The organism is Paenibacillus sp. FSL E2-0177, from assembly GCF_037992975.1.
Taxonomy (GTDB): Bacteria; Bacillota; Bacilli; order Paenibacillales; family Paenibacillaceae; genus Paenibacillus_AQ; species Paenibacillus_AQ odorifer.
The window spans coordinates 255,930-269,518 of record NZ_CP150307.1 but is presented as its reverse complement, the minus strand read 5'-3'; the positions used below and the strand labels follow the sequence as shown (position 1 = coordinate 269,518).

The following is a 13,589-nucleotide window of genomic DNA, read 5'->3' as shown; positions in this document are numbered from 1 at the left end:
ATAATAATTACATTGTAGCACAGCTACTCTAGCCTTAGAATAAAGAGCAGAACAGGACCGGTACCTAAATGCGCGCAACACTTTGGAGGTCTTTACTAATGAATACATCTTCTACTCAAAAAGCGATAGCAGCAGCTGTCATGAATGCTATTATCGTCGGGTTTTCCTTTATATTTGTAAAAATGGCCCTAACCGTCTCGGATCCTTTTGATACGCTAGCTCATCGCTTCACGTTATCTTTCCTTGCCGCTTCTTTATTTACTTTTCCAGGGTGGGGGCGGGTGAAGTTTGGAATATCCAAGGCCGCAGTGATAATCCCACTGGCTTTAATGTATCCAGCGTTATATTTCACCCTTCAGGCGTATGGACTTTTGTATACAACTTCCGCTGTAGCGGGTATTATTCAGGCGACAATGCCCATCTTCACCATCCTTTTGGCGGCGATGTTCTTGAAGGAAACCACGAGCAGCTTCCAAAAGATCTCTACATTAATCTCAGTTGCAGGCATTATTCTTATCTTTGCCATTCCAGGTTTGAGTATCTCTTCTTCTAGTCTTTGGGGCGTCTTGCTCATCCTAATCTCAGCTTTATCCCTTGCCGGTTATAATGTTGCGGCTCGAAAGCTGACACGTACCTGGAGTCCCAAAGAACTTACCTATATGATTACTTTGTTCGGATTTATATTTTTTAATGGACTGTCGATCATTAAGCATGGTTCGGCAGGAACCTTGGATCAGTATTTCACACCTTTTCAAGAGCCCAAATTTATATTCTCCATGCTCTATCTCGGCGTACTCTCCTCCCTCGTGACCTCCTTCCTCTCCAACTATGCTTTATCACGGATGGAAGCTTCACGCGTGAGCATTTTCGGCAGTCTTTCAACAGTTGTCTCTATTCTCGGTGGTGTACTTCTGCTGAATGAGCAACTGGAATGGTACCATTGGACCGGTACAGTGATGATCATCGCCGGGGTGATCGGTGTGAACTGGCGGAAGCAAGTAAGGGCCAAAGGTAAAGCGTGAAGATTGATATGCATACAAAAAAGACACCCCGCGAGGTGTCTTTTATCTTTACCCTTTTCAGTATCTCTATTCTGTAGCAAGCCTCGCTAATCGCCGTTATTTGGCTGTTTCAAGCTCCTTGATCTTCTCTTTATATTGATCCAACAGATTAGCTAAAGCTTCCTTGATCACAGTCGCATCTTTGGATTTAGCGGCACTATTCAGATCATCTTGGGCTTTGAAAAAAGCTTTATCCGCGTCGCTAAGATCTGGAATGGAAATAGCAATTGAAGTCGCGTCTACAGCTTTAATTGAAGTAGTGATATTGCTATCTACCTGCATATCATCGACTACAGGTATTACTTCAAGGTTACGACCAGCTTCAATATATCCTGCAGGTAGAGCTTCGGTGGATAGTATTTCTTTAGATAATTGAACTCCCTCCACCAGTTCCGCAGGCACAAGCTCGGCAAGTGCGGTTACACTAAATCCAGCAACCTTATAATACTGATCCAAGGTGTTCTTCCAATCTTCTTGGGTATTAGGTGCGTAGGTCTTAGCCAACTCTAGGGGATCTACCCAATCAATAGTGGTTACTTTAGTGGCAATTGTTCCTTTAGAGGCAGCAGTAACCACGGCTGCGGCCGTTGTTTTCGTGTTTCCGTCTTGCGCTCCACTTGCTGCGTTCGTTGCAGACGGTGCAGCAACGGCGGACACTAGCAGGGCGGACAGCGCTAACTTTTTAAATAACATCTGTTGATTCATAAATACAACACTCCTCGTCGATTCGAATGATCTTACAAGACCAAGCTTACATAATGGGTGTGGCAGAACATTGGTTAATTTGTGGAAAAACAATGGCAGCCGCCACTACCCACCTCTGGATTGATATACTTGTAGGAGAATAATCTGGAGGTAACCCGAAATGAATAATCCATATCTCATTGCCGTAGTCGACGATGATGAACATATACGCAATCTTGTTGAAGCTTATTTACAAAAAGAAAACTACCACACCATCGGCCTTGGCAGCGCTGAGGAAGCATGGACCTTGTGGCAGACTAGCCCCCCGGATATGTGGGTACTCGACGTTATGCTCCCCGGCATGGATGGTTATGAGTTCTGTAAAAGGATTCGTAACGAAGCCGAAGTACCGATCATTATGATCTCCGCAAGAGATAATGAAGTGGATAAAATATTAGGATTGGAGCTTGGCAGTGACGATTATCTAGTCAAGCCGTTCAGCCCTCGTGAATTAGTCGCCCGGATCAAACGGCAGCTTCAACGCTGGTACAAAATGAGTAATCAGGCCGAAAAATTGAATAGTCAGACCACTTCCACCCGTCTTGAAATCGACCAGCTTCTACTATTGCCGGAAGAAAGACGTGTATTCTGGTGTGGTGAAGAGGTAGACTTGACCAGCAAGGAATTCACCATGCTAAAAGTATTCGCTGATGCCCCTAACCGGGCATTTACAAGAGATGAGCTGCTGAGCTATGTGTGGGGAGACGACTATTTTGGAAGTGATCGCGCCGTGGATCATCTCATTAAACGGATGCGCAAAAAACTGGAGCATTTGCCCATTGAGGCTGTATGGGGACACGGATACCGCATGAGAACAGATGGGGGTGAGCATACGAATGAAACTAGCACATCAGATTAATTTAGCCTTTAGTATTGCATTGGTATTGCTACTATCTATTACTGCAGTCGTGATCCATTTTGTACTACTCAACCATTTTGTCGGAACACAAAAAGAGGATTTAAGAACCATTGGTGCGGCGATGTCAGTTACATTGACTGAAGAAAGTAAATACATCGGGGAGATTGGCACTCAGCTGGAAGCTCTGCCGGTGACCTTACCTTCTCTAAGCACTGCAGGCGTCGAAGCCATTCTTAGCGATGAGACAGGAAAAGTCTTGTCCACATCATCAGAGATGAGTTCAATTGCAATAAACTATGATGCCAAGAGTGTCACAGGCCAAGCCACTGAGCTCCAGAACATTTGGAATGGAACAGATACACGGTATATTACTGAAGTGAAGGCTACACCTATAGGCACGCTAACTCTACTAACCCCTATGAGCGCAGTCACTGCTATTGAACAAGCTTTGCTCAAAAGACTGCTGATCGTTTTCAGCGCAGCGGGAGCATTTATGTTCCTATTTGGCCTATTTATCACCAAGAAGCTGATTCAACCTCTAATGAGGCTGCAACAAGAACTCCGCAAAGTCAAAGAACGGCACTTCTCAGATGTTAAATTAATTAAAGCTGGTGGAGAGCTTGGATCTGTCGCTCAATCGGTATATGACATGGCAGATGAATTAAATCGTTTCAACCATGTGCAGAAACAATTTTTCCAGAATGCGTCTCATGAATTAAAAACTCCCTTAATGTCCATTTCCGGCTACGCTGAAGGGATTAAGGATGGTGTTTTTGAAGGTGAGAATGTAGTAAAAGGGCTAGACATTATCATGAGCGAAAGCAGCCGCTTGAAGAAGCTCGTGTCCGAAATGACTTTACTTGCGAAGCTGGACAGCGAGGAAGATATATTCAAGCCTACGGTTATTTGTTTAAAAGATCTACTGACAGAAACCATCGAACGAATGAACCCTCTATTAATGAAAAAAGAATTAACCCTCCATATCTCCCACGATCATCAAGATTCTCTTACGATCCGTGCGGATAGGGATAAGCTGCTACAGGCGCTTCTTAATGTAGTTTCCAATGCAGCACGTTATGCTAATCAACATATCTATATCCATGTTTCAGTCAAGGAGGGCCGGGCTCTGTTATCCGTAAGTGACGATGGCCCTGGAATTTCGGACGATCTGCTTCCTTATCTCTTCCATCGTTTTGTAAAAGGAAAAGACGGAGAATCCGGACTTGGACTGGCTATTTCCCGCGCAATCATCGAGCGTTGTGGAGGTCAGATCAGCGCAGGCAACCGAAGAAATGGCGGTGCGGTAATCTCGATGGGGTTTCCTTTATAAATATCCATAAGAGGCTGTCTCAAAAGTAGTGAATTCTACTTGGGGGCAGCTTCTTTTTTATGGAATGGAATTGAAAAGAAAAGTAATGGATTTTACTGTGCCATATGACCATATACCACGCGTAGCGTTCTCTGATATTGGGTTGGGCGGTTGGATGGTGGGCGGTGGGCGGTGGACGATATATTAGGTGATTTTTTCGTACGGCTTGCGGTAGGGTTTAAACTAATTAAGGAAAAACTCCCTGAAAATAGCCGATATTCGCTCTAAATGAACGAAATCAGGGAATTCCTCCCTAATAATTAGGGGGATTTCTTAATTAGTTACTAAATCGGCCGAAAATCAGGTAATTTTCCCCTAATTATAAGTCTGATGAACAGAAATCTCTGAATTCCAGGGAGAAATTCCCTAATTACTCTAAAAATACTTCACTTATTGCATCACTTGCAGCATCACTTGGTGCGTCACATGAATCATCAATGCTCATCACTTGGTGCGCCGCTTAATTCAATCGCTCAACAAGTACATAAGAGCTGGAATAGGCCTCATCAGATGCTGTATTATTCATCATCACCCTCTATATTCATCTTGGTAAATGATGCCGTTTCTACTTCATGGTAAATATAGCTACTATTTTGGGTAATATATAGTCGAAGTAACAATTACACCTTACCTCTGATAAGAGTTAGATACTACATTTTTTCACAAAAAGGAGATACCAACATGAGCAGACTTACAGGAAAAGTAGCTATTATTACTGGTGGAGCAGGCGGTATTGGTAAAGGGATGGCCTTGGCTTTTGTAAAAGAAGGCGCTAAGGTAGCTATTATTGACCTCAATGAAGAAACCGGCAAAGAAACAATTAAAGAATTACAAGAATATCAACCTGAATCTATCTTTATTCAAGCGAACCTCAAGGAACACGATAAAATAGCTCACCTTGTTAAACAAGTAGCTGATAAATTCGGAAAAATAGATATTTTAGTAAACAATGCCCACGCATCCAGAATGAAATCTATCGAAGAAACTACACAGGCTGATTTCGATTTATCTTTTGATACAGGCTTCTATCCAACCTTCTATTTCATGCAAGCAGCACTACCGTATTTAAAAGAAGCACAAGGTAAAATTATTAATTTTGCATCGGGCGCTGGCCTCAACGGGGATACCAATCAAGGAACATATGCTGCCGCAAAAGAAGCCATCCGTGGAATTACCCGGGTAGCCGCTAATGAATTTGGTCCATTTGGAATCAACGTAAACATCATTGCTCCAATTGCTAATTCCCCTGGCATGATTGAATGGGCAGAAGCAAACCCTGAGTATTACCAAAACATGATTTCCAAAATCCCTTTGAGAAGATTGGGTGAACTGGAAAGTGATATCGGGCGTGTTGCGGTATTCCTAGCGAGTGAAGATTCCGATTATATTACGGGCCAGACTATCATGGTAGATGGCGGGTCTATTAAGCTTCGTTAATTTCAAGCAGATACTCGACTTAAAATGAATAAATTTGATGCTAAATAAATAAGCCGGAAGTGAACATCGTAAAATGTTCGCTTCCAGCTTTACTACTTTCTATTTAATCGTGATTTCGTCCACATATACGGTAGCACTACCTACTGGATCAGTTGCTGTGGTCATGACTTGAACGCCAATCGCTTGGGTCAAATTACGATCCGCTACCTTGCTGATATCCAGTGTTATTGTAGTAAATCCATTGGCATCTACTGGTGTAGCCGTAGAAGCAGTCCATGTTCCCCAGCTTGAGCCACTTTGGGTGAACAGCTGAGCCATTACACCGCTAACATCGCTTGCATCAATAGGTACAACCTTGATTTTAAGCGTAATTGTTGATGCATTCGCTAAGTTGGTAACCACCATACGACGCAGCTGGAATTGCCCTCCATTCAATGTTAAGTCCGCTTGCATCGAATGAGTTCCCTCAGCATACACAGCATTGCTCACCGATAGATTCTGAGCCAGCGCTGTATTATATTTATTATTTTCATCCACATTGATGCTGAAGCCTTGCAGTGTATTGTCCTCGAAGCCATAGACGACAGCTTCAGGTGCGGTACCATTCTTCAGGGTCCGAACATCATCCAGATACAGCGTAGAAGTTCCCGTACCACTGAATCCCTCGAGCTTGATACCTATGGCTTTTACACTATTAAGATCTGCAATACCTGCCAAGTTGAGCGAAATCGTAGTAAATCCGCTCGAATCTACTTTCACAGCTCCACTGTCAGCCCAAGACCAGGTTGATCCCGTCTTAATATACAAACGTGCATCCGCTGTTCCGTTCGACAGTTTAATTTGTGCGCTTAATTTATCAACCGCGCTCAGATCCAGACTGCCATTTTTGCTGAGCTCAAAAGCTCCATCTGAATCAAGTGAGAACAAGGTGCTTAACGAATGAGTTCCCTCAGCAGCCTCATCAGTCGAGATTACCGCCGCGCTTGCACTCGCATTATTTTGCTCTACTGTCCAGTCCTGAGTATCTTTTTCGAAACCATACAACAGCTTCGCCTGTTCTGGCGTGCTGCCAGGGCCTTCGCCCCCATTAGGAACGCCACCCGTTCCATCATTAAACGCTGCAATATCGTCGAAGTACAGCGTACCAGACGTACTTGCTACTATGTCCTTTTTATTTACGTAGATAGACACTGCCCGAATGTCCTTAAGGTTCTCTTTAGTGATTACTTTACCGGCATTTCCTGTATCCCATGGCGCTGGAGCGAACTGGCTGAATGGAATTTCCACCAAGCCAGGTGTCGTACCTGCCAGTGAAGGATAAGCTTCAAAAGAAATGCCGCTTGCATTGACCTGAATAACAAGCTTGTGGTCGCTGCCATCAGGTGCAATCCAGAGCTTCAATTTGTTGGCGTCCGACCAGTCGGCATTATTCATGTTTTTGGTACGACCTGTATAACCTTGGCCATCCACATTATAATCGAATCTCAGGCCATACTTGCCATCATTTTTATGGTCCGCATCAAGTGAGATCGTATTTAGATCACCCGCAGGACTTAATGCCGCACGAAGTAATTCATCATTCCCTTTGTAATTCTCAAAAGTATCTACAATCAATGGGTCCCCATTACCCTCTACGTCACTTACAAAGATTTGGATCGTTTGTGATAGTACAGAACCATCCTTTGCATAGGACTTAACAGTAAGCATCACGCCAGTTTCGTCGAAGGCTACACCTGGTGTCCAATCTGCCAAGTAATAGAAACCTTCTGCGTCAGCTGCCATGCTGTACTCTGTTGTGTCATCCCCAATCAGGTAGGTTACTTTATCCACATCCTGATTCAACACACGAACACGAAGGGTCGATGCTTTTGTCGTGGGCACTGTTTGGTTTGCCGTTGGTGAGGCAATGTGTAAAAAAGGTTGCTCGGTTTCTGTAGTTACCTGTTTCGAATACGCATCCGCAATAGCCACTTCATGGCTGAAGCTTGTATACGGATCATTATAATAGTCTACAAAATCAGGGAGCAGTTCATGATCCCCTAGCCCGTTTGGAGCATTTCTATAAGGGACAAAGATAGAATCTGTATTGAAATTCGCCCAAGTCTGCATGTACGCCATCCGTTTAGCATCCGGATCAGACTGCAGTGCAGCGATTAGCTTGGTAAAGAATTTCAGGTCCTTCGTTCCAGTTGGCTTCACACCCGAATAACCGAACTCAGTAAATGCTGCGATTTTCCCCTTACCATCCGCCAGCTTCGAGATCAGCTTAGCATCCTTCACGACTGAATCAAACCAACCCTCAGTGGTTCCGTCATAATAATTATCGAAGCCAAGGATATCGACATAGTCATCTCCCGGATACGTCTCAAGGAATGTCGCATCTGTGCCGTTAAATGGACTTCCCGGTGAGAACGCATATAAGAAGTTATGCACATCTTTTTTGTCCCTTAAGTATTCAACGGTATAACGATAAATTTCAGCATACTGCTCCTTCGTACGGTAAGGCGCACCCCACCAGAACCAGCCACCATTTTGCTCGTGGAATGGACGGAAAATGACTGGAATAGCTTTACCATCATCATCTTTTAAGTTATTTGCAAAGTCCGCAATCATATCCAGGAATGCATTAAACTCTGCATGTTTGTCACCGCCGGGTAATATATGCGTAAGCACATTCCCTTTGGTGTCATAAAAGTCCTTTCCTGTGACGAAGTTCGGCATATGCGAGCTTAATGTAAGCACGCCGCCTTTTTCATAAGCAGATTTCATCACGCCGATTAATTTATCACGATTCTCCAGCTGGGTTGCGCCTAGATCGCCTGGTTTCTCAAAACCTTCAAGACTAAGCGTATCCCAGCCGAACAGCCCCGGAAGGTCACCTACTGCATTCTCGACCTCAGACTGCGTTCCGTCCTTTTCAGTAATAGAAAGTCCTTCTGTAGTAGCATGCTGATGTCCAAACAAGATCTCACTGCCGCGGATATCCTGTAAATAGGCGAATAGCGATCTAGTCTCACTACTTGCATCAACATCCGCTAAATTCTCGATACGTCCCACAGGACCCGTCGGGTCTGTCGGTGTTGGTGTTGGTGTTGCTGTCGGTGTCGCTGTTGGTGTCGGTGTTTCCGTTGGTATTGGTGTCGCTGTAGGTGCCGCGGTTGGATTAGTCGGACCTACCGGCGTTGTTGATGAGCCTAATGCCGAGGTAGGCGCTGGGGTAGTCGTTGCTACAGGACCTTGATTGCCTTTGATAATGACAATTGTGCCAGGAGCAATGGGCTTACCATTCAACGTTACTCCTGTTGCTTTAACGTCCGCTTTTGCAATGTCGCCCTGACCGGAAAGGGTGGTTCCAGTCGCTTTGACAGCTACGTTTAGATTAGCAATCGATGCGCCTTCACCTAGGATCAGCCCCACAGTTCTATTTAGAATTGCCGTGGTGATCATCGTCCCTGTTCCAAACTCCAGCCTTGCTAGACTATCTACCGTTAGCTGAGAAATTTGGGTTGTACCACTCGTGAGGACACGAACCTCACCCTCTTTACGATTTATATTTACTTTGCCTAATGAGCTATTTTTAATAAGAATGGAGTTTACCCCGCCACCTGCAATAAATGTGGTGCCCGTAACCTTAATACCCTCAAGGGTCACTTCGCCGTTACCGATCCCAGCAGTTAGATACAGGTTTCCGTTTATCGTTGCATTTTTTAACACAACACCATCCTGATTAACGACTACATTCCCAGAAACTATTCCTCCTTCAAAGCTTCCAGATTGCGAGTAATAACTCTTCACTATTTTATTAATTAACGTTATAACTTCGGCACGGGTGATCCTTCCAAGCGGCTTAAAGGTTCCATCCTCATACCCTGTAATCAAACCTGAGAGCGCATGAACTGCATCCTTAGCATAAGCCTGAATCTGAGCGGAATCACTAAATCCACTCATCGATGAAGCGCTTTCAGTAACTTGAAGAGTAAATATCCGAGCCAACATCGTCACCGCATCCTGACGCGTTATATAATCAGTAGCTTGTGCTTTATTCTCTGAGTATCCTTCATAATACCCAGCATATCGTGCCAACGAAAGCTGATCTGCATACCAATCGGTCGCTTTTACATCGGAAAAAGATTGATCTGACTTCATATAGAAACCAAATACCTTATTCAAGATCGTAGCAAACTCAGCTCTTGTAATTCCTTCATTGGGATGAAAAGAACCATCCTGATACCCGTTTAATACGCCATTTTCTACCCACTTCGCAATATTTTGTTGTGCCCAGTGACCCTGTGTATCACCTAATCCCACAGTCGATGGCGCTGCTGCTGCAGAAATTACAGAGGGGAAAGGAGACATTATCATTGCACAGGCAAGTATACTCCCCAGCCACTTTTTCGCTTTTTTCATTCCTAATTCTCCTTCGAAAATGAATGGATTTGATAATAAGAATAGCCAACCAGCTGTTATGAACCCAATAACTATCTGTCCTTATAGAAGACAATTACAGACCTACTCGCTAACTATTCACCTCCACATATTCAGCTTCGTTATTAATAACAAACACTAACAAAATATTTTTATTTCGTTAGATATTTCGGTATATGCAAGATTATAGCGGTTACATTGGCATAAAACAATCTAAATATTCCCTCTTGTTATAATTATTTTATTGTTTACGTTAGTATTAATGTTAGTAATTCCGAAAATAAATAACAAAATTCAATTTAATATAACAAAAACAGACACCCCGCAGGAGTGCCTCCCAATAATCATATAGATGAGATCCGATTCATTTATCATGTTTTATTGGTGGCACGGAAACACAGATGTACCTTCCCGCACCTCTTTCGTCAGATCGTCCATAGTGACAAGATTACGTGTAGTTCCGAGAACGATAATGACATAATACGATTGCCCACTTGAATCCTCGAGCACTACCTGATAACCCGACCCTCCAAATAAGGGTTTGCAAATCGTTGCAACTCTCAGCGACGCACTTTCCGTGTACTCTTTGCGCACATAATCCATTCCAAGGCTTCCTGCCGACTGCTTGTTCTGACGCTCCGAATTTCCGTGAATTACTGCTATTATTACCGCTCCAATAATTATGATAATAAGGACTAGATAACCTAAATGTTTTTTTCTCATCTTTCCTCCTTATTACATAGAGTACAATTAGCATAGCAACGGAACGATTAGCAATAATCTCGTTTCCGTAGACACCCTATCCCGTGATTAAGTATGCCAAAGCCGATACCTATAAGCAAAATTTTACCACTACTCTACTTCAAAAGCTTAACCTATATAAAAACAAAAGGCACCCCCAAGGGCGCCTTCATTATCACTACATATTAGTTGTGCTAGTTATTTATAAGACTCTGCCAGCGAGTTCGCCACCACTATCGCATTGTACACATCTTCCGGAGTAACCGGGAACGGCATATTGCCCATTGTGTCTCCTTCTGCACAAGCAGCTTCAGCAACTTGGCGCCATTCGGATTCGATAAATTCCGTGCATCCCAGATCGGCGAGGGTCAGCGGAAGATCTACATCCTTGATAAGCTTAATGACAGTTTCCAGCTCCTCATTTGAAGCATTTTCCAGTACTAACTGAGCTAAAAGACCAAACGTAACCTTTTCACCATGCTGAGCTTTGTGTAGTGAAGGAACGGCTGTCATCCCATTATGGATAGCATGCGCGGCAGCCAGACCACCAGATTCAGCACCCACACCACTTAGATAAATTGTCGCTTCAATGGTCTCCTCCACCGCGCGTGTATAGAGCTTCTGATCAACCGCACGTTTTGCTTTTACCGCATTCTTAAGTAGAGCTTCATAACAAAGTCTTGATATACCTAGACCCGTTGTAGAAGGTTTCATAAGTACGAGATTGTCGCCATTAGAGGCATAACAAGCACGGGCTTCAAAATAAGTAGCCAGTGCGTCGCCAATTCCAGCTGCGAAAAAACGGGAAGGCGCTGAAGCTAAAATCGCTGTATCCGCCAAGACCACATCCGGATTACTTGGGAGGAATAAGTATTGATCAAATGAACCATCTTTATTATAAATGACAGCCAGCGCTGTACATGGTGCATCAGTAGATGCGATCGTCGGAAAAATAACTACAGGCAGCTTCTCATAATAAGCAGTAGCTTTTGCGGTGTCCAGTGTTTTACCTCCGCCGATACCAACGATGATATTCGCCCCAGCTTTACGGGCAAGTTCCCGATTACGATTAATCTCTTCCTGAGTACATTCATAATTGAATTTTTCAAAAGTAGCCTTATTGCCCGCACCTTCGATGGAACTTCCCGCCTCTTTCTTAGCACGTTCCAAAATGAACTCATCACAGATCACATAGGCATGATCGCCAAACGCCTTAATATACTCATTCAGATCTGAAAGTAAGTTATGGCCGGAGATAAATTTCTTTGGTGAAGTAACGGATCTAACGAAATGTGACATTGTGCAAGACTCCTTGTTGTGTGTTTTAGTAAGCATAAAGACGCAATTCCTACATATTATTACCCCGCTACCCAAGAAATACTCAAGCCGCATTCTCCAGAGGCACTCATCAGAGCATGCAAAAAAGACACCCCTCAGGGTGTCCTTTGATTTTTTTATATCTATTATATAACACGATGCTGAACCCATTTCTTGCCCATAAATCGCCGCAGGAAAATCAAACCTCTGATCCCCCACTCACAATTCATCGCCAGCCAAACGCCGAGTATACCAAAGTTCAGAACAATACCTAAGATGTATCCGAGCACTACACGGAACAGCCACATCGTAAGCATTGAAACCATGGAGGTAAACTTGGAATCCCCTGCTGCTCTAAGCGCCGAAGGTGTAATAAAGCTTATGGACCATAACGGAATTTGCGCAATCGTATTGATGAGCACAATCAGGAAGATATCACCCACAATCTCAGCAGGAGGATGGAACATTGACACTAATGGATTGAAAAAAGGCATAATCAGCAACCCCATCACCACCAGGGAAAGAGAAGAGGTGACAAGGAATGATTTAATAAATTTTCGAGCATCCTTAACATTATTGCTTCCCATACATTGTCCCACCACTGTAATAATCGTCAAGGACAACGCATTCCCCGGGATTTGCATAATCCCTGCAAAGGAGGAGGCAATCGCATTAGTCGCAAGTGCATACGTACCCAGACTAACGATGAAAATCTGAGTCAGAATTTTACCACCGTTAAAGAACATCTGCTCCGCCGCAAACGGCATCCCGATGAACATTATTTTTTTCAGCATAGACAGCTTAACCGCTACAAGATCGCGAATACGGATATGCAGATCGTTGTCCAATCGGAATAGATAATAAAGTGCGCAGAACGCCCCCAGGTATCTAGCTATATTTATAGAAATGGTCATCCCCAGAACACCCATATGCAACAGGTTAATAAAGATGAGATTCAATAAGACATAAGTTAAATTCATAATTAGCGAAAGTACAAGCGAGGCCCTCGTTCTACCAATTCCACGAAGAGCACCACATACCGCTTCCACAACAGCTATACCAAGATAAGAGATACAGCTCCCGATTAAATATATTCGGGCGTTCTCCATAACCTCCGGTGAGGCCGCTCCAAATAGTAAATTCAACAGCGGATTGTGAAAAAGAATTCCGAACATCCCAATAGCAAATGCCATCAGCGAAACAGATGACGTAGCACCTGCCGTAGCTTTTGACACCATGAGGTCATTGCCGCTCCCTTTATACTGCGCAACAACAACCGTCCCACCTGTTGAGACGGCAATAAACACACTAATGAGAAAAATATTAAGAGAATCTATCATATTGACCGCACTGATAGCTGCCACACCAGACGAGCTTATCATAGCTGTATTCACTAGATTAAGACCCACCACAAAGGCCTGATCCACTAGGATAGGGATGAATAAAGCAATCATCTGACGATAATCTATCGATTCACCAGAGAAATACTTTTCTAGAAACCGCACACTTTGCTTCGTATTTACACCTACATTAGGCTCCATCTTTGCTTCACTTCTTTTACATAGAGTTTGTCAAATTGAATTATGCGTATAAATAGAAAAAGGCTCTTCAGGTTGAAGAGCGATTCAAAAGTATT

At 43.6% G+C, this 13,589-nt stretch carries 10 protein-coding genes; 5 read left to right on the top strand and 5 right to left on the bottom strand.

What is annotated here, in order from left to right; genetic code table 11:
* Window positions 1–98 precede the first annotated feature (98 nt).
* On the top strand, window positions 99–1,022 hold the full coding sequence (locus MHI25_RS01220; RefSeq protein WP_076206086.1) for a DMT family transporter: 924 nt from the start codon (window positions 99–101) through the stop codon (window positions 1,020–1,022).
* A 96-nt stretch (window positions 1,023–1,118) separates the two neighbouring features.
* Here MHI25_RS01220 and MHI25_RS01215 read toward each other — a convergent pair whose 3' ends face one another.
* A complete protein-coding gene (locus MHI25_RS01215; protein WP_076126946.1) occupies window positions 1,119–1,766 on the bottom strand; it encodes a hypothetical protein in 648 nt (215 codons plus the stop codon).
* A gap of 160 nt (window positions 1,767–1,926) precedes the next feature.
* On the opposite strand from MHI25_RS01215, the gene MHI25_RS01210 reads away from it, so the two are divergent.
* The 4 genes from MHI25_RS01210 to MHI25_RS01195 all read left to right on the top strand — a co-directional run bounded on the left by MHI25_RS01210 (window position 1,927) and on the right by MHI25_RS01195 (window position 5,470).
* Window positions 1,927–2,664, top strand: coding sequence for a response regulator transcription factor (locus MHI25_RS01210; RefSeq protein ID WP_076126944.1), 738 nt, complete (start codon window positions 1,927–1,929; stop codon window positions 2,662–2,664).
* The gene (locus tag MHI25_RS01205; RefSeq protein ID WP_076192593.1) at window positions 2,642–3,994 is read left to right on the top strand and encodes a HAMP domain-containing sensor histidine kinase; all 1,353 of its coding nucleotides are present in this window, start codon (window positions 2,642–2,644) and stop codon (window positions 3,992–3,994) included. The genes MHI25_RS01210 and MHI25_RS01205 overlap by 23 nt, the downstream gene beginning before the upstream one ends.
* Before the next feature lie 28 nt (window positions 3,995–4,022).
* On the top strand, window positions 4,023–4,181 hold the full coding sequence (locus tag MHI25_RS01200) for a hypothetical protein (RefSeq protein ID WP_340394825.1): 159 nt from the start codon (window positions 4,023–4,025) through the stop codon (window positions 4,179–4,181).
* A 533-nt stretch (window positions 4,182–4,714) separates the two neighbouring features.
* The gene (locus MHI25_RS01195; protein WP_076187062.1) at window positions 4,715–5,470 is read left to right on the top strand and encodes an SDR family oxidoreductase; all 756 of its coding nucleotides are present in this window, start codon (window positions 4,715–4,717) and stop codon (window positions 5,468–5,470) included.
* Between the two features lie 99 nt (window positions 5,471–5,569).
* Here the strand turns inward: MHI25_RS01195 and MHI25_RS01190 are convergent, their stop codons facing one another.
* The 4 genes from MHI25_RS01190 to MHI25_RS01175 form a co-directional block, all read right to left on the bottom strand.
* The gene (locus MHI25_RS01190) at window positions 5,570–9,877 is read right to left on the bottom strand and encodes a glycosyl hydrolase (RefSeq protein ID WP_340394824.1); all 4,308 of its coding nucleotides are present in this window, start codon (window positions 9,875–9,877) and stop codon (window positions 5,570–5,572) included.
* A gap of 396 nt (window positions 9,878–10,273) precedes the next feature.
* Complete coding sequence (locus tag MHI25_RS01185) at window positions 10,274–10,618, bottom strand: hypothetical protein (protein ID WP_076126939.1); 345 nt, start codon at window positions 10,616–10,618, stop codon at window positions 10,274–10,276.
* A gap of 216 nt (window positions 10,619–10,834) precedes the next feature.
* On the bottom strand, window positions 10,835–11,935 hold the full coding sequence (locus MHI25_RS01180) for a glycerol dehydrogenase (RefSeq protein WP_076101108.1): 1,101 nt from the start codon (window positions 11,933–11,935) through the stop codon (window positions 10,835–10,837).
* A gap of 164 nt (window positions 11,936–12,099) precedes the next feature.
* A complete protein-coding gene (locus MHI25_RS01175) occupies window positions 12,100–13,494 on the bottom strand; it encodes an MATE family efflux transporter (RefSeq protein WP_076126938.1) in 1,395 nt (464 codons plus the stop codon).
* Window positions 13,495–13,589 lie beyond the last annotated feature (95 nt).